The organism is Stackebrandtia sp. (genome assembly GCF_035643755.1).
GTDB lineage: Bacteria > Actinomycetota > Actinomycetes > Mycobacteriales > Micromonosporaceae > Stackebrandtia.
Window position 1 is genome coordinate 1 of the sequence record NZ_DASQPW010000064.1, and the last position, 20,672, is coordinate 20,672.

Below are 20,672 nucleotides of genomic sequence, written 5' to 3' on the forward strand. Positions count from 1 at the left end.
CTATTCGTGCCGCGCACCTGGCGAAGCGGCGCTTCCCCGACGGCCAGTTGTACATCAACCTGCGCGGCACCGCCCCCGACGCCCCGCCCGTCGAACCCGCCGAGGCGCTGCGGCGGTTGCTTCGATCCCTGGGCGTCACCGACGCCGACCGCGTCACCGACGCCGACGAACTGGGAAACCGCTTCCGTGGCCTTTCCGCGGAACGGCGCCTGCTGATGGTGCTGGACGACGCGCGCGAGGCCGCCCAGGTCCGTCCACTGTTGCCCTCGGGCCCGGGGTGCGTAGTGCTGGTGACCAGCCGACGGAGGCTGGTGACGCTCCCCAACGCCGAACACATCGGCCTGGAGCGATTGTCGGGCGAGGAGTCCCGTGTACTCCTCGACGGTCTCGCGGGCGGCGGCCCCGCCCCGTCCGCGTCGTCCGATGTGGAGAAAATCGTCGAATGGTGCGACGGAATGCCGCTGGCGCTGACGATCTGCGGCGCGCGGCTGCGGGACGTCTCGGGAGGATCGGTGTCGGCGCTGGCGCGGCGGCTGGCCGACGCCCGGCATCGGTTGTCCGAGATGGAGGTAGACGATCTGGCGGTGCGCGCCTCCCTCCAGGTGAGCTACGACGAGCTGCTGGGCGACCCGGGCGGGCGGGCGCCGGCCCGGCTGTTTCGCCTGCTGGGCCTGCATGACGGCCCCGACCTGGGCCTCGACGCGGCGGCGGCCCTGGCGGACGCGCCGCCGGCGCAGACCCGCGGGCTGCTCGACGTGCTGACGCGGGCGCGGCTGGTCGACGAACACCAACCCGGGCGCTTCCGCCGCCACGACCTGGTTCACCTGTACGCCAAGGAACTCGCCGCCGCCGAGCCCGAGACCGAGCGTCACCGCGCCCTGCGTCGGATGCTGGAGTCCTATCGGGACGCCGCGCTGGTCTGCCACGACCTGACCTGCCCGGGCTCGAGCGCGCCGTTTCTGCGGGTGCCGCCCGGCCTGTCGGACCGGGTGGGCATCGGCTCCCACGCCGAAGCCCTGAACTGGATCGACGGCGAGCTCGCCAACATCACCGCCGCCGTCGGCGCGTGTCCCGCCGCCGAGGGCCTCCCCGAGGTCGCGCTGATCCTGACCGTGGCCGCCAGCGTGGTCGTGTCGAACTATCGCGGCGCGGCCGACGCGGTGATCCTGTGCCGCGACATGGTGGCCGTGGCCGACCGCTACCGCGATCGCGCCGTCGCGGCCCGCGCCAACGAGGCCCTGGGAACGGCGCTGGTCAAGGCGGGCCAGGCGGTCCGCGCCCGACGGGCCTTGCTGCGCGCCCGCGACCTGCGCCGCGGCGATCCCGCCGAGGAGGCCGGGCCCCTCGCGTTGCTGGCGTTGGTGGCGAGCAACCTGGGCGACCTCGACGCGGCCGAGCGCTACGCCGACGAGGCAGTGGAGATCGGCACCCGGGCCGGGCAATGGGCGAACGTCGCGGTGGCCCTGATCCAAAAGGCGCTCGTCCGGGAGGCCGCGGGCGACAGGGACATCGCACTCGACACCATGCGGCGCGCCGCCGCCACCGCGGCGGACGTGGGCCACGGGTACGCCCAGGCGATGGCGATCGCCGCCGCGGCGAGCATCCTGCGGCGGGCGGGCCTCCACGACGCCGCGATCCGCGCCCACGGCGAGGCCCTGGAGCTGGACGACGCGCACGGGCTCACGGACACGGCGGTGCATGCCGACCGCCTGTGGGGTATGGCCCAGTCCTGTTACGCGGCGCGCGAACCCCAACGGGCCCGCCGGCTGTGGGATCGGGCGGCCGACATCCTGCTGAGGCGCGATGTCATCGGTCCCAAGGATTACGACACCATCCTGGCAACCACGCCCCCGCCCCCGCTCCAAGACGTCGACCGGCGTGACGCCGCGCGGCGCTGAAGCCGTTTTGAAGCCGAACGGGCGGCGAAGCTCGGTAGCATTCGCGCATGTTGAACCATCGAAAGAAGTCTCTGCGCCGGTGGATTTACGGCGCCCTGGCGGTGGCCGTCGCCGCCACCGGGTTGATGGTGGCGCGCGAGGCCATGGCCGACCCCACTCGCGTCGCCGTCAAGGCCACCAGCTTCCGCGCCCCCGCCTCGAGCGCCGCCATGCTTCACGTCAAGCTGGCCTCGGTGAAGGTCGCGGTGTCCGCCGGGCAGTCCGCGTACCTCAACAGCAACCTGCGTTTCAGCAACGCATCTACGCGCATCCTCGTCGACAACCAGCTCGAGTGCGTCAACAACAAGGGCGTGTCGGTACGCAAGGTGCTGCGTAGCCAGAACGTCTTCGCCAAGGGCAACGGATCGCTGTCCGCGGTGTCGCTGACCAGCCGTTTCCTGTTGCCCAGCAAGGTGACCGCCAACTTCCGCTGCGACGTGTCGGTGTGGACGCGCTCCCTGGGCGCGGCGGGCCGCGTCAGCCTCACCAGCGGATTCGTTGAGGTGGCGGGGAAGTACCGCAACACCGCCACCGCGGCCACCTCCACCCGGGCCCTGGTGTCGGCGGGTAAGACGGTGTGGACCCCGTCGGTCAAGGGCACCGCGTCGGTTCCGAAGCACAGTGGACTGTGGGCGGCCCCCAGCGGCGCCAAGCGCCTCAGCGTCTTCGGCGACTTCCAGCTCACCACCTGCTACGGCAAGGACAAGGCGCCCTGCCCCGTCACCTCGGTGAACGGCAAGGGATCCCTGGTGCGCACCACCCTGGTCGCCACGCAGTTCAAAAAGGACGGGTCGGTGTGCAAGTCCTCCAGTTACACCCAGGACACCCGCATCCCGCAGTACGTGCACCACAAGCCGATCTACCTCAACAACTCCAAGGTCCCCGTGGTGACCGGCGGCGGCTGCGTCCCGATCTTCTCGGTCTACGCCAAGCACACGCTGCGCGCCGACCACCCGTACTACATCCACGGGCGCTCCGACGACGGAATCATCAACGTTTTCGCCGTGTAGGCCCGAGCACCGCACGCCAAGGCCCCACCTGAGTCTGCCGGGTGGGGCCTTTTCGCGCCACTTTTCGTGCGGCACTGGTGTTTCGGACCCGGCTCCCATAGGCTGCCCACACCCGTATACCCGGTAGCCGAAAGCCGATCATGAACAAGACCCCCAAGCGCGTCCTCGCCGCGGCCGTGGCCGTCCTCGCCGTCGCCCTGAGCGCCGTCATCGCGGGCTCGGCCCGCGCCGACGACCGCGACTCCACCTGGCAGACCCTGGCGGACAAGATCTACGCCAACGCTTCGTCCAATTACGACACCGTCACCTCGCGCGGCGAGAACGTCCAGGCGTTCCACGTCGCCGCGATCGCCTGGTACGCGGGCCAACGCTCCGGCTGGAAGGACGACCGCACCCAGACCTGGCTGAAGCGCGTCTACGACCGCGCCACCCCCACGGGCGGCTACGGCACGGGGATCGCCCACGACTACTTCGGCGACGGGACGGTCAACCCCGCCGACACCACCTACAGCATCACGACCTCCTGGCACGTCGGCAGGATGCTGATCGACGGGTACAAGGGCGGCGGGGTCCCCGCCTCGCGCGTCGTCGCGGCGGTGAAGTCGCTGTTGGACACTCCACAGTCTCCCAAGCGCGACTGCGTCGCGTACTCCACCAGCCGCAACGACTCCACGTACCCGTGCGTGTGGAACGTCGGCGCCGCGAGCGCCTGGTTCCTTTGGCGCGCCTACCAAAACGGCCTCTACCCCGACGGAACCGGCGACGCGCTGCTGTCCAAGGTGCGCACCTGGCGCAACCACGTGCGCGAGGACTACAGCACCTCCCTGGGCGGCTGGAACTACATCGAGAACGGACCCAACAAACTGGACGACCCCGGCCACCTGGGCGCCACCGTGTCCGCGATGTACGAGGCCGACCCCTCGATCGGCACGACCGCGCTGGCGGCCTACTGGCGGCACTACACCGGTTCGACGTCCGCCGTGGATCTCGTCCCGTACGACTGCTCCAAGGCCGCCGCGACCTACACCCCGGTGAAGAACTACGCGCTGTCCAATCTGGGCTCGCCCGAGAAGAACATGGGGCTGGCGGCTTTCGCGCCCGTGGTCCTCAGGGCCGCCACCACCTGTAAGGTCTGAATCGCACACGGGCCGGACTCGAAGGGTGGTCGTGCCATGCGCGGAGCGGTTCTCCATGCCCCCGGCGACATCCGTCTGGAACAGCGGCCCGACCCCGTCATCGCCGCCCCGACCGACGCGATCCTGCGGCTGTCCGCCACGTGCGTGTGCGGCTCGGACCTGTGGCAGTACCGGGGCGCCGACGCCGTCGCCACGCCGTCCCCCATCGGGCACGAGTACGTCGGCGTCGTCGAGGCCGTCGGCGACGACGTGTCGATCATCGAGCCCGGGCAGTTCGTGGTGGGTTCGTTCCTCGCCTCCGACAACACCTGCCCGATCTGCCGATCGGGCTACCAGAGCAGGTGCGTGCACGCCGCGTCGATCGGGGCGCTGGGCGCCCAGGCCGAGCTGCTGCGCGTCCCGATGGCCGACGGCACCCTCGTGGCCACGCCCGGTCTTCCCGACGACGACCTGATCCCGAGTCTGCTGGCCGCCTCCGACGTGTGGGGCACCGGCTGGTTCGCCGCCGAGGCCGCCGCGGCCGGGCCTGGCAGGACCGTCGCGGTCGTCGGCGACGGCGCCGTGGGCCTGCTCGGCGTCCTGGCCGCCCGGCGGCTCGGCGCCGAACGCGTCATCGCCATGAGCCGCCACGAATCCCGCCAGCGGCTGGCCGCCGAATTCGGTGCCACCGACATCGTCGTCGAGCGCGGCGACGAGGGCGTCGAGCGGATCAAGGAGCTCACCGACGGGCTCGGCGCGCACTCGGTCATCGAGGCCGTGGGCACCCAGGAATCGATGATGCAGGCGATCCGCTCCACCCGTCCCGGCGGGCACCTCGGGTACGTGGGCGTGTCCCACGGCGTCGAGCTGCCGGGCCGGGAGCTGTTCTTCTCCGGCATCCACCTCCACGGTGGACCCGCGCCGGTGCGCCGGTTCCTGCCCGAGCTGATCGACCAGATCTGGCGGCGGGAGACCAACCCGGGCAGGGTGTTCGACCTCGAGCTTCCGCTCGACGAGGTCGCCGAGGGCTATCGGGCCATGGACGAGCGCCGCGCCGTCAAGACGCTGCTGCGTCCCTGACCCGCCGCCGCTCGATCAACCGCGCCGCCCACAGGGCCACCAGCGTGTAGGACGCCAGGACGGCCAGCCCGCCCCACCACGGCAGCGGATAGTAACCCGACGACGGGGCATAGTGCTCGGTCGCCTGTGGATACTCCGCGAACGCCTGCTGCGTCGCGAAACCCGCGGCGGGGGTGTTGCTCAGCAACCAGTCGGCGACGCCGTCGGGCAGCAACGGCAGCGCCGCCAGCGCGTACGGAACCTCGACAAGCGACAGTGCGATGAGGACCGACAGCCACCCGCGCCGCAGCCGAAACCCCACCCCGAAGGCGAAAACGGCGCACAGCCCGATCGTCACCGCGACGCCGACGACCACCCGCGCCAGCAGCGGCAACGGCATCGCGGGCGCGGGGATGTCGTGGGACCTCAGGATCGCCATGCCAATGGGCAGGGTGATGCCGACGGCGACCAGCCCGGTGACGAGCCCCGCGGACCCGACCACGGCGGCACCCGCGGCGAGGCCGCGGCGCGAAGCCTTGGCGCCGTAGCGCGCCGCCACGACCAGCACGATGATCAACGCGATCACCAGTCCCAACAGGACCATGGTGACGAAGAAGCCGCCGCCCTCCTCGGGCACCGGCCCGATGTCGCCGAGGCCCGTGACGGTGACCGTCCCGTCCTTCACCACGGCGCCCGACGGGTGGATGTCCTCGAGCTCCGTGTGGTTCGCGTCGCCCACGGGTTCGCTGTGCCAGCCGCCGCCCGATTTTCCGTCCACCGTGACGTGATCGAAGACGCCGATGGTGTCGGTGGTGCGCACCTCCTCGACCGCGCCGCCCAGGCCGACCCCGTGGAGGGTGAGATCGCCGGGGGAGGCGGAGAACAGGCCGATCTGCATGGTGGCGGGCAGCCCGTCGAGGGTCGCCGATGCCACGGTGTGCCAACGCTTCCCGTCGGGGGACTCGGCGCCGGTGATGGTGTCGCCCGCGCGGGTCAGCCGCAGCCAGCGTGGCCGTTCCCTCGACACGCCGCCGCGGGTTCCCGCCACGTCCTTGTCGTAGTCGTACTGGAACCGCACGCCGTGGCTGCCCGTCATCATGAGCGCGGCGTAGCGCGATCCCCGGCGGGTGCCGTCCTTGATGATGATGCCCGTCTTCGCCCACGGCACCAGGCCCGCGACGAAGTACTGGTGCAGCGGCGGCGGATAGGTGATCGTCCCGCTCATCGACGTCAGCCGCACGGTGATGCTGCCGTGGCGACCCAGGTCGCGGTGGCGGAACCAGAAGTGGTCGCTCACCGTGGTCCCGTTGTCGGCCACGGGATCGGACGGGCATGGTCCATCGCATGTGGACGTGTTGCCCGCGGTGAACAGCAGTCCGAGCCCGATCACCACCAGAACGGCACAGCCCAGGGCGATGAGCCGACCGGGGCGGCGAAACGCCACCCACTCCTGTTTCAGTTTCGCGAAAAATGACATGCCGACGGTTCTACCCAGCGGCGCGTAACACGGACCGAATCGATGTTGTTATATCCCTGTTAGGCCGCGGCGGTCATGCTGGACGGATGTTCAGGCCGCGCGATAAGACCGCCAGAACCCGCTTCACCGCGCTGTACGCCGCCACGTTCCTGGCCTCGGCGGTCGCCCTGCTCGGGCTCACCGCGGTGCTGGGCGGAGCCACGTTCAGCGACACCCAGCACGCGGGCGGTCCCCCCGACGAAAACACGGCGTCCCAACGCGTCGCCGAGCTCCAGCGCGAACTCGACCGCGCCCACACCGAACGGTCCCGCCAGCTCCTGGGCGCCGCGCTGGTCGCGCTGCTGATCATGATCGCGGTGTCCCTTGTGCTGGGGCGCCTGCTGGCCCGCCGCGTGCTGCGGCCGCTGCGCCTCATCACCGCCGCCACCCGCGGCATCACCGCCGACAGCCTGGACCGCCGCCTCGCCGTGGCGGGCCCCGACGACGAGGTCAAGGACCTCGCCGACACCGTCGACGACCTGCTGGGCCGCCTCGAGACCTCGTTCACGGCACAACGCCGCTTCGCCGCCAACGCCTCCCACGAGCTCCGCACCCCGCTGGCCACCATGCGGGCCAACGTCGACGTCGCCGCCGCCAAGCCCCACCCCGCGACCACCACGGTGGCCCTCGCCGAACGCCTCCGCCCCCAGCTCGACCGCCTCGACCACCTCCTCGACGGCCTCCTCGTCCTGGCCCGCGCCCAACACGGCAGCCTCCCCGACGCCACCGCCGTCGATCTCGCCGCCCTCGTCGGCACCGCGCTGCGCGACCGCGCCACCGACATCGACGCCAAGCGCCTCGACGTCACCGTCGCCGCCCCCACCCGCCTCCCCGTCGACGGCAACCCCGCGCTGCTGGCCCGCCTGGTCGCCAACGTCGTCGACAACGCCGTCACCCACACCACCCCCGAGGCGGCGATCCACATCGCCGCAACCGATCCCGCCGACGTCGCCACCCTCACCGTCGACTCGGGCGGCCCCCCGCTCGACCCCGCCCAGGTGGAACGCCTCGCCCGCCCCTTCGAACGCCTCGGCGACGACCGCACGGGCGCCTCGGGTCTCGGACTATCCATAGTCGACGCCATCGCCGCCGCCCACCGCGGCACCCTCGCCCTGACCGCCCGCCCCGAGGGCGGCCTGCGCGTCACGGTCACCCTCCCCAAGGGACCATCGTCATGAGAATCCTTGTCGTCGAAGACGACCCCGCCCTCGCCGAGGTGATCGCCGAGGGCCTGCGCGACCAGGCCATGGCCGTCGACCTCTCCCACGACGGCCTCGACGCCGCCGCCAAGCTCGACACCGCCACCCCCGAGGTGGTCGTCCTCGACCGCGACCTGCCCCGCCTGCACGGCGACGCCCTGTGCCAGCTCATCACCCAACGCCCCGACCGCCCCATGGTCCTCATGCTCACCGCCGCCTCGGCCCCGGGCGATCGGGTCAGCGGCCTCACCCTCGGCGCCGACGACTACCTCGCCAAGCCCTTCCATTTCCCCGAACTGGTCCTGCGCATCCACGCCCTCGCCCGCCGCCGCCCCGACGCCCGCCCCGCGATCCTGCGCGTCGCCGACATCGAACTGGACCCCATGCGCCGCACGGCGACCCGCGACGGCCGCCCGCTCGACCTGTCGGTCAAGGAGTTCGCCGTCCTCCACGCCCTCCTGCGCGCCAGCCCCGCCCACCTCAGCGCCGAAACCCTCCTCGACCAGGTCTGGGACGAAAACGCCGACCCCTTCACCAACACGGTCGCGGTAACGATCGGCCGCCTCCGCCGCAAACTCGGCCCCCCACCGATCATCGCGACAACGCCGACGGTGGGGTACCGCATCGTTTGAGCGGTAAGCAATGTCGGGAGCCCGGGACAATCGCGACTCAGCGCGCCCCCAGGGCCGTGGAGAGGCGGGTGCCGGCGATGGTCACCGCCTCGATGACGTGCGGCAGCGCTTCGGGCGGGAGGCGGAAGACGGGGGCGGAGACGTTCAGAGCGGCCACGACCGTGCCGCGGAAGTCGGTGATCGGGACCGCGACGGCGGTGAGGCCCGGTTCGTATTCCTCCGCCGCCACCACGTATCCGGCGGAGCGCTCAGCGCGCAGCCGCTGGAGCACCTCGGGGGTGGTTCGGGGGGCGAGGCCCGAGCCCGGGAGCGGTTGCGGATGGGCCGCGAGCAGGTCCGTGACCTCGTCGTCGGGCAGGCCGAGGAGCAGCGCGCGCCCGCAGGATGTGCAGTTGAGCGGCGTGGCGCGGCCTATCCACTCGTGGGCCTGTAGCGCCCGCCGGGGTCGCTCGGTCAGGACGGTGACGGCCGCGCCCCCGGCGAGCACGGTGAGGTAGGCCGCCTCGCCCAGCTGTCTCACCAGGGAGCGCAGTACGACCGGGCCGTCGCGGTGGAGCCGGTCGTCGCCCGCCGTTCCCGCGAGGGCGAACAGTTGTCGGCCGAGCCGGTACTCCATGGTCTCGGGGTCGCGCTCCACGAAGCCCTGTTCGGCGAGCACCTTGAGGGTGCGCGAGACCTGGGACTTCTCCTTTCCCAGGGCCGTGGCCACGTCCTGTACCCGCTGCGGGCCCTCGCCCAGCGCGCACAGGACGTTCAGGGCCCTGCGGACGCTGCTGAGGCTGTCGTTGCTCATGCGCGGAGTCTAGGCGAGGGCGTGTGTATGGCGCAACGAGCGTTGCCGTATAAACTCCCGCGGCCTAGGATGGATTCTCATGTGTGGCATAGCCGCTGTATACAGCGAACCGAACGCCTCTGACCCCCTCCATATCGGCGCCGTGGGCGAGCTGATGCTCGCGCGCCTCGCGCACCGCGGCCCCGACGACAGAGACCACTGGAGCATCGGGCGCCATGCCTGGCTCGGACACACGCGACTATCCATCGTGGATCTTGACGGGGGGCGACAGCCCCTGGGATCCCCCGACGGGTGGTCCCTGGTGTGCAACGGCGAGATCTACAACCACGGTCGCGTCCGCGCGCGACTCGGCGAGGAGAACTTCGCCACCGCCTCCGACAGCGAGTCCGCGCTCGCGTTGCTGCGGATGCGTGGGCCGGAGGCGCTCGACCGCCTCCAGGGGATGTGGGCCCTGTGCACCGCCACCGCCGACGGGGGCTTCGTCGCCGCCCGCGACCGGCTCGGCATCAAGCCGCTGTACTGGTCGCGCGGCGGCGCATCCGTCTACTTCGCCTCCGAACTGCGGGCCTTCCCCGAGGGCGTGCAATCGTCCGCGAAGGTGTTTCCTCCCGGCTGCTACTGGACTCCGCGGACCGGCGTGGTGCGCTTCGCCGACGCCGTCGGTGACCACGACCCCCGCCAGTGGGACGGCGTGACGGCCGAGGTCGCCGAGAAGACCACCCGCGAGGTGCTGGCCGACTCGGTCCGCCGCCACCTGATGGCCGACGTCGACGTCGGCGTGTTCCTCTCCGGCGGGCTCGACTCCAGCCTCATCGCCGCGGTCGCCGCGGCCGAGTACTCCAAGGCCGGCAAGCGGTTGAAGACCTTCGCGGTCGGGACGGCCGGGTCTCCCGACCTGGTGGCGGCGCGCCAGGCGGCCCGGTTCCTCGGCACCGATCACCACGAGGCCGTCTTCGACGCGGCGCGGGCCATCGCCGCGGTGGACGAGGTCGTCGCCTCCGTCGAGTCCTTCGACGCGAGCCTGATCCGCAGCGCCGTGCCCAACTGGTTCCTGTCCGAACTGGCTTCGCGCCACGTCAAGGCGGTGCTGACCGGGGAGGGCGCCGACGAGCTGTTCGCCGGCTACGACTACTACCACCGCGACCACGGCGCCCCGGAGGAGCTCGATCGCGAGCTGGAGCGCACCCTCGGCCAGCTGCACGGCCTCAACCTGCAACGCTGCGACCGCGTGACGATGGCGCACGGCCTGGAGGCCCGCGTCCCCTTCCTCGACGCGGACGTCATCGCCCACGCGATGTCCCTGCCCCCGCAGTGGAAGGGCCTGGAGCCGGACGGCATGGAAAAGGGGCACCTGCGGCGGGCCTTCGTCGGCTGGCTGCCCGAGAACCTGCTGTGGCGGCGCAAGGTGCAGTTCGGCACGGGCAGCGGCGCGCAGGACCTGCTCACGCCGTACTTCGACGAGCACGTCAGCGACGCCGAACTCGCCGTGGAGAACAACCGGTCGGACGAGAACCTGCGCACCAAGGAGGAGCTGGCCTACTACCGGGCCTTTCGCCGCGCCCTCCCGGCGGTCCGCCCGGACGCGGTGCTGACCCGCTTCGCCACGGTCTGACCGGCTTGAGGAAATCTGGCGGATTCCGGACACGGCGCAACCGAGACGGACTTTTGGGGCGTGTACTTGTGGGGATCCCGATATAGGGGTCGCCCGGCAAAAATCGAGAGGTGTATGAGTGCATAAGAAGAAAGCCATCTGGGTGTCGGCGCTGACGGTGACCGGCGTGGCGATCGCCACGGCCGGAGTCGGTATGGCCTGGGCCGACACGTCAAAGCCCGGCCACGCGAGCGCGAAGGCGGGATGCGAACTCACCGTGCTGAGCGACGACCTCGGTTCCGCCCAGGGCGTGAGCGCCTCAGGCGAATACGTCGCGGGAAGCACCTACGCGTATGACCCGGGCAACGACGGTGCCGGCGACTCGAAACCGGTCGTCTGGCGCGACGGCAAGCCAACCGAGTTCATGTCCAAGGTCCAAAACGTGATCCCGAAGGCCAAGAGCGCCGTGGCCGGGAGCGTCAACTCCTCGGGAACGGCCGTTGGCACCACCGACCCCGAGGACGGGTCGGGGTACGGCTCGTTTCGCTACCAGGACGGCAAGGCCGTCGCGCTGAAGGCGCCCAAGGGTTACGAACAATCGTCCGCGACATTCATCGACGACGACGGCACCGCCGCCGGGACCGTGACCAGGTCGTCCGACAACGTCGCCGTGGCCGCGACCTGGGCGCCCGACAGCGACACGGCCACGCTGGTCGGCGGCCCCGACGACATCGCGGTCACCTCCCTCGGCGACGACGGCACCGTCTATGGCTACACGGATCCGTACAACAGCCCCAAGATGTGGGCGATCTCGAAGGACGGAAAGTCCCAGCAGATCGAGATCAAGGACGCCAATTCCATCGTCCAGGACTACGTCTCGTTCCCGGTCGTCAACGGCGACTGGATGCTGGCCGACGAGTTCCGCTGGAATCGGGCCGACGGCAGCGAGCCGACCGTCCACGAAATCACCGCCAAGAACGACGACGGCAGCGTGACGGGCAAGGCCTCCGCGATCGACGGCAAGGGCCGCGTCTACGGCGTGGACGCCGACGGCAAGCCCGAGATGGGTGCCGACGGCGAGGTCACCCCGCTGCCGGTCGGCGACGGCGACTTCAAGATGGTGAATCCCGAAGACGCCAGCTCCGACGGCCACGTGGTGGTCGGCAACGCGCTGCGCGGCGACGACGAATCCGCCGTCACCGTTGCGTACATGTGGACCTGCGAGGTCTGACCTCGCGACACACGGCGGGCCCGGGGCTTCGGCCCCGGGCCCTTCGTCGTGGGTCTTGACCGTGCCGACCTCGCGGGGCTCTGCGTCCCCTACCTGGTGTTCCTTGTCTTCACCGTCGTGGTCTCGTACCTGTTCACCTGGGTGTACAACAACGCCTCCGGCAGCGGACCGATCGCCATCCTGCTGCACACCCTCGTCAACGCCTCCCTGCTGCCGGTGCTGTTCCCCGGCGTCGCCAACTCGCTGACCTACGAGTTCGTGCAGGACCTGGCCTTCGGGCTCGTGGCCGCGATCCTGCTCCTGGCGACCCGGGGACGCCTGGGCCACACGGCCGGTCGCCGCACTACGCGGTCTTCAGGGGACCCGCGATCGTATACGTGACGATGGTGACGCCGGACGGGGTTGTCGTCGTGTCACCGAGCGTGAATGACTGCGCGGGGGTTCCTTCCGCGAAGATTCGCTTGCCCGTGCCCATCAGGACCGGGTAGACGATCAGCAGGAGTTCGTCAGCGAGCCCGTGTTCGAGCAGCGTCGACGTCAGCGTGGAGCTGCCCGAGACGATCAGGTCCGGGCCGTCCTGCGACTTGACGCGGCGAACGCCCTCGACGATGTCCGGCCCCACGCCCTCGACCGGTCCCCATGCGAGGCTTTCGGGGCGGTGGGTGACGACGTGTTTTGTCGCCGCGTTGATGCGGTCCGCGATCGGCATGCTCGGCACCTTGGGCCAAAAGCCCGACCACATATCGTAGGTGCGACGGCCCAGCAGCAGGTCGAAGCTGTCGCCGTGCGCGGCCATGACGGCCTCCCCGCCAGCGGGGGTTCGATAGGTCGCGGTCCAGTCGTCATAGGGGAATCCGTCTCCATCGTCGGAATTCTGGATCACGCCGTCGAGGGAGACGTGTTCGATGATCTTGAGGTTTCTCATGGTGAGTCGGTCCCTTTCATTGGTTGTGGAGGTAGACCGCGCCCGCACCCGAAACTCATCGCGAAGACGCGGCGCGCCACAATGGCGGGGTCCATCCCGTCATGAAGGCAGGTGCCGTGACCACACTGGAGCTACCCGGGTCCGATGGCCAGGTCGCGACCCTGCGGTTGTTGTTGCCGCACTGGGTGACCCGCACGAAGTGGGGTCCGGTGATGATGTGGCTCGGGATCGCGGCGGCCGTGGCGTACGTGTGGGGCAACGACCCCGCCGACTCCCGCCCCGACCCCGGCCTGCCGTGCTTCTTCCACCTGCTGTTCGGGGTCAACGGTCCGAGCTGCGGCGGGACCCGGATGATCTGGTACCTGCTGCACGGCGATCTGGTGCAGGCGTTCAGGTATCACGCCTTCGCGTTGGCGGCCGTGCCGCTGGCGGTCTACGGGCTGGTGTGGTGGACGGTGCGGTCGTGGACCGGGCGCCGACTGCCCGTGGTGCGCGTTCCGCCCCGGGTCTTCAACGGTTACATCATCGCCTGGGTGGTGTTCACGTCGGTGCTGCGCAATCTCCCGTTCGGGCCGTTCACGTGGTTCGACATTCCCGACATGACGCCGTGGCTCTTCGGGTGGCTGGGCTGACGGCTCACCCGGTGATTCCCGGGCCCAGACAGCGAAGCACCCCGTGGTGGGTTATCCATCCGATGAGGTCGGTGCGCTCGGTGTTGAGGACGGGCAGCCCGGAACCCGTGGCGGCCATCAGGCCGTGCAGGGCCGCCGCCAGTGTCATGTCCCCGGTGACCGGGATGGGCGCTTCGGCGAGGTCCGCGGCGGTGAGACCGGCGGGGCGGTCGGTGTCGGGGGTCTCGGCCAGCGCCTCGGCGGCATCGCGGGCGGTCAGGGTGCCCAGGTAGCACCCGCCGGCGTCGACCACGGGAAGGACACCGTGGACGGAGCCGGCCAGCAGCCGGGCCGCGATCTCCAGCGGCGTATCGGCGGGCAGCGGACGGGGAAGCGCCTCCATCACCTCGGTGACGCGTTGCGTCCCGAGCCTGGCGCCCGGTGCGGGGGCGGTCAGGTCGATGCCGCGCCGCGAGAGTTTGAGGGTGTAGACGGTGTCGCGCGACAGCAGGCGGCTGGTGACGGTGGCGGTCACGATGGCCAGCATCAGCGGCAGGATGATGGAGTACTCGCCGGTGAGTTCGAAGAGGATCACCACGGCGGTGATCGGGGCGCGGGCGGCGCCGGCGAACACGGCGCCCATGGCGACCAGCGCGTACGCCCCGGCGGGTCCGGCGCCGGTGGGCATCAGGTGATGCAGGCCCGCGCCGTAGGCGGCGCCCAGCATGGCGCCGATGAACAGGCTGGGGGCGAAGACGCCGCCGGAGCCTCCGATGCCGATGGTGAGGCTGGTGGCGAGGACCTTGCCGACCAACAGGACCAATAGGAACCCCGTGGCGTAGCCGCCGACGGTGGCGTTTTCCAGCACCGGGTAGCCGACGCCGTACATTTGTGGCAGTACCAGCAGCAGGCCGCCCAGCAGCAGGCCTCCGACGGCGGGACGCAGCCATTCGGGCCCGCGCGTCAGCCGCCATCCCCAGTCGCAGGCGTCCTCGATCAGGTACAGCACCCTGGTGAAGCCGACGCCGACCGCGCCGGCCGCCACCCCGAGCAGCGCGAACAGGGGGTACTCCACCAGGTGTTCGATATGGAATGACGGTAGTGACAGGAACGCGACGTCGCCGAAGGCGGCACGCCCGATGACACTGGCGGCCACGCTCGACAGCACCACGGCGCCGAAGGACTCGATGGCGAAGTCGCTGAGAATCAGCTCCATGGCGAAGAACACGCCGGCCAGGGGCGCGTTGAAGGTCGCGGCGATGCCTCCGGCCGCGCCGCAGGCCACCAGCAGCCGGGTGCGGCCCTCCGCCACCCGGGCCAGCCTGCCCACGGTGGAGCCCAGCGCCGATCCGATCTGGACGATGGGGCCCTCGCGTCCCACCGAGCCGCCGGAGCCGATGCACAGCGCCGAAGCCAGGGCCTTGACGACGGCGACGCTTGGTTTGATGCGTCCGCCGCGTTGGGTGACGGCGAGCATCACCTCGGGGACGCCGTGTCCGCGCGCCTCCTTGGCGAACCTGTCCACCAGCGGTCCGTACACGAGACCGCCGACCACCGGGGCCAACAGCACGAAGTAGGCGCCCAGCCCGGGCACCAGGGAGTTTGCCGCGCCGTGGGCATCGGAATAGTCGTCGTGACCGGTGAACAGTCGGGTGAACGTCATGATCAGCCAGCGGAACACGATGGACCCGCCACCGGCCCCGGCGCCGACGAACACCGCCAGCACCATGACGCCCCAATGGGTCTGGCGCAGTCCGTTGGCGGCGGCGCGAAGCCCACCGCGGGCTCGTAGCTTGACCGATCGCCTCGGTTGTGGGGTCGCTTGGCGTGTCGACTTCAATACCCATCCTCTCCATGAATCGTTTGCATTATGCAAACATCGCGAATGGGCCGCCCGCCGGGGTACAAATACGTGATGCACACCCACGACGACATCGACGCGGTGACGGCGGCGGTGCTGACCACGTCGCGCCTGTTTGTCGCGATCTCGGCTCGATCGCTGGCGGCGATGGAGGAAACCGTGACGCTCCCGCAGTACCGCATGCTCGTTGTGTTGTCCACACGAGACTCGGCAAAGCTGGTCGATCTGGCCGACCAGTTGGGTGTCAACCCCTCCACCGCCACCCGCATGATCACCCGCCTGATAAAGGCCGACCTGGTCGTGCAGGAAGTCAATCCGGACAACCGTCGCGAGCGGGTGATTCGGCTCAAACCCGCCGGGCGGCGTCTGGTCGACGATGTCACCAGCCACCGGCGCGCCGAGATAGCCGCGATCATCACCCGGATGCCCTCGGCGCAGCGCGGTGCGCTGGCCGAGGCCCTGAACGCCTTCAACGAGGCCGGAGGCAGGACGAGCGTTCCGCCGGGATGAGGTCGGGCGTCCCGGCTCGGATCGTCGCCTCACGATGAAAACGTGGCATGATGTTTGCATAGGGCAAATATTCACCGTGAATCGTCAAGGGGCGGACCGATGGACGACACCGCGATAGCCACCACGGGCCTCACCAAGCGTTTCGGGAAGGTCACCGCGGTTGACGCCCTCGACCTGTCGGTGCGCCCCGGGCAGATCGTCGGATACCTCGGACCCAATGGCGCGGGAAAGACCACCACGATCCGGATGCTGCTGGGATTCATCTCGCCGACGTCCGGCGGCTGCCGGGTGCTGGGCTCCGACCCCGCCCGCGACACCCGGCCGCGCCGCGGCATCGGGTACCTCCCCGGCGACCTGCGGGTCGATCCCGGCATGACCGCGACCCAGCTCTTCGCCTGGTTCGCGCGGCTGCGCGGCGGCGTCGACCGCCGCGGGATCGACGAGCTGACCCAGCGGCTCGATCTGGACCCGTCGCGGCGCTTCGGCACGCTGTCCAAGGGGAACCGGCAGAAGGTCGGCATCGTACAGGCGCTGTGCCATGACCCCGAGGTGCTCATCCTGGATGAGCCCACCAGCGGCCTGGATCCCTTGGTACAGCGGGAGTTCGGCGCGATCCTTTCCGAACGCGCCGCGCGGGGCGCCGCGGTGCTGATGTCCTCGCACGTACTGCCCGAAGTGGAGCGAATCGCCTCGCACGTGGCGATCATCCGGTCGGGGAGACTCGTGGCCGTGTCCGATACCGACACACTGCTGGACCGGTCGCTGTGTCGCCTGGAGCTGCGGTTCGGCGGCGACGTCTCCGCCGAGGCGTTGTCGGGCATCGACGGCGTCGTCACAGTGGACGTCCGTGGACCGCACGCCACGGTGACGGTGGACGGGCCGGTCGGCCCACTGATGAGGGAAGCCAGCGGACTCCACGTACCGCTGCTGCGAGTCCGAAGCGCCACCGACGATCTGGAGGACCTCTTTTTGTCCATATACGACAAAGAGTCGGTCGAAGGGCGGCAGCCGTGATCGCGGTTTTCGGCCACGCGGTCACCAGGCGCCGCCTGAGCTTTCTCATGTGGAGCATCGGCATGGTGCTGATGGTGGGCCTGCTGGCGGTGGCGTTTCCGGCGTTCAACGACAACTCCGAACTGGACAGCACCATCGCCAAGCTGCCGCCGAGCGTGCTCCGCCTGCTCGGTCTGGCTCCCGGGGCCGCCTTCACCTCACCCGCCGGCTACCTCGAGAGCAATCTGTTCGCCAACGTGCTGCCGGTGATGCTGCTGGTGTTCGCCGTCGGATTCGCCGCCTGGACGATCGCCGGTGACGAGGCCGCGGGAACGCTGGAACTGTTGCTGGCCAACCCGGTGAGCCGTTGGAAGGTCGGGATCGGACGGTTCGCCGCCGTGACGGTCACGTTGGCGGGGCTGTCGGGAGTGTGTGCCGCGACGCTGGCGGCGCTCGCCGTCCCCGCCGGTCTGGACGACGGCCTGCCGATCGGGCACATGATGGCCGCGACCACGTCGGCCGGGGCGATGGCGTTCGTCTTCGCCGCGATCGCCTTCGCGGTGGGTGCCGGCACGGGCTCGCGACCGGCGGCGCTGGCGGTGGCCTCGGCGATCGCGGTGGCGGGCTTCGTCATCGAGGGTCTCGCCGAACAGGTCGAGCCGCTGCGCCAGGTGCGGCGGTTCAGCCCCTGGCATTGGATGTTCCACGCCGACCCGATCCACCACGGACTCACGCTCGGGTCCTGGCTTCCCGCCGTGGCCACCGCCGTGGTCCTGGCGGCGGCGGGCACCATCGCCTTCGTCCGCCGGGATCTACGCTGACCTCGTCGCGCCACCGCGCTTGCCGCAGTGGCTCCGCCGGTTCATCGCCTGGCGCTGACGGCCCAACCGGCGGCCGGGACGAGCACCCCTGCTTCGGTATGGCAGCCGCGCAGGATGTCGGCGACGGTCGACTTGGCCGCGTCACGCTGGGCGGGATCCATGGCCCGGGCCAGAAACCCCAGGTGTACGTCGACCATGAAGTCGACGGTTTCGTCCACATCGGTGCCCCAGCGGCTGAGGTAGTCGACCGGTTCGATCGTGATGGCGGTGTATCCCGACGCCCGGCACAGGTCACGGACCTGGTCCGCGTCGGTGAAGTCGGTGGCGCCCGATGGCGCGGCGGGATGGGACGCCGACGGTAGTGGGGAGGTCAGGGCCGCGACGACTTCGCCGGCGGGACCGGGGGCCTGGCGGTGGCAGACGAACACCAACCGTCCGTGGGGTTTCAGCGAGGCGCAGATGTTGACGAAAGCGCCACGCGTGTCGTCGAAGAACATCACCCCGGCTCGGCTGATCGCCACGTCGAAGGTCGCCGGGTCGAACCGGTGAGTCTGGGCGTCGGACTCGATGAAGTCGATGTTGGACAGACTCTCGGACGCGGCATCGCCTCGCGCCGCGGCCAGCATGGGCGCCGAGACGTCCACTCCGGTCGCGTGGGCGGCGATGCGAGCGGCGAGCCGAGTGGTCTGCCGGGTGCCGCAACCGATGTCCAGCACACGCTCGGACGCGGCGATCGCCGCCGTCGCGAACAGCCGGTCGGTGGTGGGGGCCGACATGTCGTCCAGCCGGATTCTATTATGGACCCAATGGGTGGCGTCGGCCCCGTTCCACGCCAGCCGCTGTGCCGCGTTGGTCGCCTCGTGCATCGTCATCACGCCGTCTCCTTCGCCTTGCGCCGCGTGTTGTGTGGCGACAATGCTGGCGCGCTCCCGGCCAATCGTCGTCATACGGGGGGCGGGTATCTGAACCTACGACCACCGGAGTACACGGCGCTGGTGGCAAGGACGTGCGTCACCGGCGGCGGGGGAGTAGGGCCAGGTGGCGTCGCGGCGGTTAGGGTTACCGCAGGTGTGCCGGGAAGTCTGGTCGGCGTTGTCCATGTTTCGCGATGCTGAAGAGGTGTTCCGGATGCGCGCCGCTGTTCTCGCCGACCCGTTTCCCACCGTGACGTTGTCCACGGCGACGATTGACGCGGCCCGGTTGCTGGTCCGTGATCACGTGACCAGATTGATCGTCGTCGATGCCGCGCAACGGCCGATGACCATGTTGGAGGGCACGCGGCTGCTGCACAACGCCGTTCCCACGTCGGGTCGTGACGATTCCGTGCGCGCTCGGATGGTCGAGGAGCCGGCCGCGAGTATCTTCCCGCGCGACGTCGCCGAGGGCACGGTCAACGACGTGCTGCCCAGCCCCATGCCCGACCTGCCGGTAGTGGGGGTGGATGCCAGCCTTCTGGAGGCCGCCGCGGCCATGGCCGAGTGTGGCATTCCGTTGGTGGCCGTCGTGTCCACCAACGACGCTCTCGTCGGCGCGATCACTGTGGACGCCGTATTGGATCGGCTGCTCAGCGCATGAGCGGCTTGGCTTGGGCCGCGGTGGCGGCGTTCACCATCACCTATGTCCTGATCGCCACCGAAAGGGTCCACCGCGTCGCCGCCGCGTTGGGCGGCGCGGCCGTCATCCTCGCCATCGGCGCCGGCACCGCCGAGACCGCGTTCTTCGACAAGGACACGGGCATCGACTGGGACGTCATCTTCCTGCTGCTGGGGATGATGCTGATCGTCGCCGTTCTCAAACGCACGGGAGTGTTCGAATACCTGGCGATTTGGGCGGCCCAGCGCGCGAAGGGCCGTCCCTTTCGGGTCATGGTGCTCCTGGTGCTGATCACCGCCGTGGCGTCGGCCGTGCTGGACAACGTCACCACGGTCCTGTTGATCGCGCCGGTCACGTTCCTGGTGTGCGAACGCCTGAAGTCACCGCCCGCGCCGTTCTTGATAGCCGAGGTACTGGCCTCCAACATCGGCGGCACCGCCACCTTGGTGGGGGATCCGCCGAACATCATCATCGCCAGCCGCGCCGGTCTGTCCTATAACGACTTTCTGATCCACCTGGCGCCACTGGTGGTGATCCTGTTGGCGGTGTTCGTCGGGTTGTGCCGCCTCATGTTCCGCGCCGCCTTCACCTACGACCCCGACGCCGCCGCCCACATCGCCGGCCTGCGCGCCCGCGACGCCATTCGCGACCGGCGGCTGCTTGTCGTCGGTCTGGGGGTGCTGGTCGCCGTGACCGCGGGTTTCATGGCCCACACCGTGATCGGCGTCGCGCCGTCGATAGTGGCGCTCATCGGCGGCCTGTTGCTGCTGGCACTGTCGAGACTGGACGTCAACAGCGTCGTCAAGGACGTCGAATGGCACACGCTGGTCTTCTTCGCCGGGCTGTTCGTCGTGGTCGGTTCGTTGGTGTCGACGGGGGTCATCGATCATGTGTCCCGCGCGGCCACCGCCGCCGTCGGCAATGAGGGTTCCGGCGCGGCCATGCTGCTTTTGTGGGGGTCGGCGGGGTTGTCGGCCATCGTGGACAACATCCCGTACGTCACCACCATGAGCCCGATCGTCGCCGAGCTGCACGGCGCCGGACCCCACGGCAACGACATCGTGTGGTGGGCCCTGGCATTGGGGGCCGACCTTGGCGGCAACGCCACCGCGGTGGGGGCCTCGGCCAACGTCGTCATGGTCGGCATGGCCCAACGCGCCGGCCACCCCATCGGGTTTTGGCAGTTCACCAAGTACGGATTGATCACCACCGTCGTCACCATCACGATCGCCATGGCCTATCTGTGGCTGCGCTACATCGTCCTGTCGTGAGGCA

The 20,672-nt window shown here is 70.0% G+C and carries 19 protein-coding genes and 1 pseudogene; 15 read left to right on the forward strand and 5 right to left on the reverse strand.

The genetic code is table 11. The features are described from left to right. The 4 genes and pseudogenes from VE172_RS04615 to VE172_RS04630 all read left to right on the forward strand — a co-directional run. Positions 1–1,898 (forward strand): annotated as a pseudogene (locus VE172_RS04615) (NB-ARC domain-containing protein); the annotation flags it as partial. 47 nt (positions 1,899–1,945) lie between these two features. After that, positions 1,946–2,947 (forward strand): hypothetical protein, encoded by a 1,002-nt coding sequence (locus VE172_RS04620; protein ID WP_324797845.1) that lies wholly within the window; start codon positions 1,946–1,948, stop codon positions 2,945–2,947. Positions 2,948–3,087: 140 nt separating this feature from the next. Then, positions 3,088–4,083, forward strand: coding sequence for a hypothetical protein (locus VE172_RS04625; protein WP_324797848.1), 996 nt, complete (start codon positions 3,088–3,090; stop codon positions 4,081–4,083). 36 nt (positions 4,084–4,119) lie between these two features. Next, positions 4,120–5,142 carry a zinc-dependent alcohol dehydrogenase family protein gene (locus VE172_RS04630; protein WP_324797851.1) on the forward strand — a complete coding sequence of 341 codons (1,023 nt, stop codon included), beginning with the start codon at positions 4,120–4,122 and terminating at the stop codon, positions 5,140–5,142. Here the strand turns inward: VE172_RS04630 and VE172_RS04635 are convergent. Beyond that, positions 5,120–6,598 carry a DUF1349 domain-containing protein gene (locus VE172_RS04635; RefSeq protein ID WP_324797854.1) on the reverse strand — a complete coding sequence of 493 codons (1,479 nt, stop codon included), beginning with the start codon at positions 6,596–6,598 and terminating at the stop codon, positions 5,120–5,122. The genes VE172_RS04630 and VE172_RS04635 overlap by 23 nt on opposite strands. Before the next feature lie 86 nt (positions 6,599–6,684). Between VE172_RS04635 and VE172_RS04640 the strand changes: the two genes are divergently transcribed. Together VE172_RS04640 and VE172_RS04645 are read left to right on the forward strand one after the other, a co-directional pair. Further along, entirely contained in the window at positions 6,685–7,815 is a 1,131-nt protein-coding gene (locus VE172_RS04640) for a sensor histidine kinase (protein ID WP_324797857.1), read from the forward strand. Next, a complete protein-coding gene (locus VE172_RS04645; RefSeq protein WP_324797860.1) occupies positions 7,812–8,468 on the forward strand; it encodes a response regulator transcription factor in 657 nt (218 codons plus the stop codon). Before VE172_RS04640 ends, VE172_RS04645 begins: the two co-directional genes overlap by 4 nt. Before the next feature lie 37 nt (positions 8,469–8,505). Here VE172_RS04645 and VE172_RS04650 read toward each other — a convergent pair whose 3' ends face one another. After that, entirely contained in the window at positions 8,506–9,261 is a 756-nt protein-coding gene (locus tag VE172_RS04650; protein WP_324797863.1) for an IclR family transcriptional regulator, read from the reverse strand. A 79-nt stretch (positions 9,262–9,340) separates the two neighbouring features. On the opposite strand from VE172_RS04650, the gene asnB reads away from it, so the two are divergent. From asnB to VE172_RS04665, 3 genes are all read left to right on the forward strand, one after another. Further along, entirely contained in the window at positions 9,341–10,873 is a 1,533-nt protein-coding gene (gene asnB, locus VE172_RS04655; protein ID WP_324797867.1) for an asparagine synthase (glutamine-hydrolyzing), read from the forward strand. Positions 10,874–10,991: 118 nt separating this feature from the next. Continuing rightward, the gene (locus tag VE172_RS04660) at positions 10,992–12,083 is read left to right on the forward strand and encodes a hypothetical protein (RefSeq protein ID WP_324797869.1); all 1,092 of its coding nucleotides are present in this window, start codon (positions 10,992–10,994) and stop codon (positions 12,081–12,083) included. Between the two features lie 48 nt (positions 12,084–12,131). Further along, positions 12,132–12,464, forward strand: coding sequence for a hypothetical protein (locus VE172_RS04665; protein WP_324797872.1), 333 nt, complete (start codon positions 12,132–12,134; stop codon positions 12,462–12,464). Here the strand turns inward: VE172_RS04665 and VE172_RS04670 are convergent. Beyond that, a complete protein-coding gene (locus VE172_RS04670) occupies positions 12,427–13,008 on the reverse strand; it encodes a dihydrofolate reductase family protein (RefSeq protein ID WP_324797873.1) in 582 nt (193 codons plus the stop codon). The two genes, VE172_RS04665 and VE172_RS04670, sit on opposite strands and share 38 nt — an antisense overlap. A gap of 116 nt (positions 13,009–13,124) precedes the next feature. Between VE172_RS04670 and VE172_RS04675 the strand changes: the two genes are divergently transcribed. Beyond that, positions 13,125–13,640, forward strand: coding sequence for a DUF2752 domain-containing protein (locus tag VE172_RS04675; protein ID WP_324797874.1), 516 nt, complete (start codon positions 13,125–13,127; stop codon positions 13,638–13,640). A 4-nt stretch (positions 13,641–13,644) separates the two neighbouring features. Here VE172_RS04675 and VE172_RS04680 read toward each other — a convergent pair whose 3' ends face one another. Next, complete coding sequence (locus VE172_RS04680; RefSeq protein WP_349258256.1) at positions 13,645–15,348, reverse strand: chloride channel protein; 1,704 nt, start codon at positions 15,346–15,348, stop codon at positions 13,645–13,647. 186 nt (positions 15,349–15,534) lie between these two features. On the opposite strand from VE172_RS04680, the gene VE172_RS04685 reads away from it, so the two are divergent. The 3 genes from VE172_RS04685 (at position 15,535) to VE172_RS04695 (ending at position 17,804) form a co-directional block, all read left to right on the forward strand. Further along, positions 15,535–15,990 (forward strand): MarR family winged helix-turn-helix transcriptional regulator, encoded by a 456-nt coding sequence (locus VE172_RS04685; protein WP_324797880.1) that lies wholly within the window; start codon positions 15,535–15,537, stop codon positions 15,988–15,990. A 99-nt stretch (positions 15,991–16,089) separates the two neighbouring features. Next, a complete protein-coding gene (locus tag VE172_RS04690; RefSeq protein ID WP_324797882.1) occupies positions 16,090–17,004 on the forward strand; it encodes an ABC transporter ATP-binding protein in 915 nt (304 codons plus the stop codon). Continuing rightward, entirely contained in the window at positions 17,001–17,804 is an 804-nt protein-coding gene (locus tag VE172_RS04695) for an ABC transporter permease subunit (RefSeq protein WP_324797884.1), read from the forward strand. Before VE172_RS04690 ends, VE172_RS04695 begins: the two co-directional genes overlap by 4 nt. Before the next feature lie 41 nt (positions 17,805–17,845). Here the strand turns inward: VE172_RS04695 and VE172_RS04700 are convergent, their stop codons facing one another. Continuing rightward, complete coding sequence (locus tag VE172_RS04700) at positions 17,846–18,676, reverse strand: class I SAM-dependent methyltransferase (RefSeq protein ID WP_324797888.1); 831 nt, start codon at positions 18,674–18,676, stop codon at positions 17,846–17,848. Positions 18,677–18,872: 196 nt separating this feature from the next. Here VE172_RS04700 and VE172_RS04705 point away from each other — a divergent pair, with 196 nt between their 5' ends. Together VE172_RS04705 and VE172_RS04710 are read left to right on the forward strand one after the other, a co-directional pair. Then, complete coding sequence (locus VE172_RS04705; RefSeq protein WP_324797891.1) at positions 18,873–19,379, forward strand: CBS domain-containing protein; 507 nt, start codon at positions 18,873–18,875, stop codon at positions 19,377–19,379. Beyond that, positions 19,376–20,668: an ArsB/NhaD family transporter gene (locus tag VE172_RS04710; RefSeq protein ID WP_324797894.1), complete on the forward strand. Its 1,293-nt coding sequence runs from the start codon at positions 19,376–19,378 to the stop codon at positions 20,666–20,668. The genes VE172_RS04705 and VE172_RS04710 overlap by 4 nt, the downstream gene beginning before the upstream one ends. The last annotated feature ends 4 nt before the right edge of the window (positions 20,669–20,672 follow it).

Excerpts from the sequence above, each read along its gene's own strand:
- VE172_RS04625 (WP_324797848.1), top strand. The coding sequence starts at position 3,088 with ATGAACAAGACCCCCAAGCGCGTCCTCGCCGCGGCCGTGGCCGTCCTC.
- VE172_RS04650 (WP_324797863.1), bottom strand. The coding sequence starts at position 9,261 with ATGAGCAACGACAGCCTCAGCAGCGTCCGCAGGGCCCTGAACGTCCTG.
- VE172_RS04635 (WP_324797854.1), bottom strand. The coding sequence starts at position 6,598 with ATGTCATTTTTCGCGAAACTGAAACAGGAGTGGGTGGCGTTTCGCCGC.
- VE172_RS04690 (WP_324797882.1), top strand. The coding sequence starts at position 16,090 with ATGGACGACACCGCGATAGCCACCACGGGCCTCACCAAGCGTTTCGGG.
- VE172_RS04700 (WP_324797888.1), bottom strand. The coding sequence starts at position 18,676 with ATGACGATGCACGAGGCGACCAACGCGGCACAGCGGCTGGCGTGGAAC.
- asnB (WP_324797867.1), top strand. The coding sequence starts at position 9,341 with ATGTGTGGCATAGCCGCTGTATACAGCGAACCGAACGCCTCTGACCCC.
- VE172_RS04680 (WP_349258256.1), bottom strand. The coding sequence starts at position 15,348 with ATGGTGCTGGCGGTGTTCGTCGGCGCCGGGGCCGGTGGCGGGTCCATC.
- VE172_RS04685 (WP_324797880.1), top strand. The coding sequence starts at position 15,535 with ATGCACACCCACGACGACATCGACGCGGTGACGGCGGCGGTGCTGACC.
- VE172_RS04640 (WP_324797857.1), top strand. The coding sequence starts at position 6,685 with ATGTTCAGGCCGCGCGATAAGACCGCCAGAACCCGCTTCACCGCGCTG.
- VE172_RS04645 (WP_324797860.1), top strand. The coding sequence starts at position 7,812 with ATGAGAATCCTTGTCGTCGAAGACGACCCCGCCCTCGCCGAGGTGATC.
- VE172_RS04670 (WP_324797873.1), bottom strand. The coding sequence starts at position 13,008 with ATGAGAAACCTCAAGATCATCGAACACGTCTCCCTCGACGGCGTGATC.
- VE172_RS04630 (WP_324797851.1), top strand. The coding sequence starts at position 4,120 with ATGCGCGGAGCGGTTCTCCATGCCCCCGGCGACATCCGTCTGGAACAG.
- VE172_RS04710 (WP_324797894.1), top strand. The coding sequence starts at position 19,376 with ATGAGCGGCTTGGCTTGGGCCGCGGTGGCGGCGTTCACCATCACCTAT.
- VE172_RS04620 (WP_324797845.1), top strand. The coding sequence starts at position 1,946 with ATGTTGAACCATCGAAAGAAGTCTCTGCGCCGGTGGATTTACGGCGCC.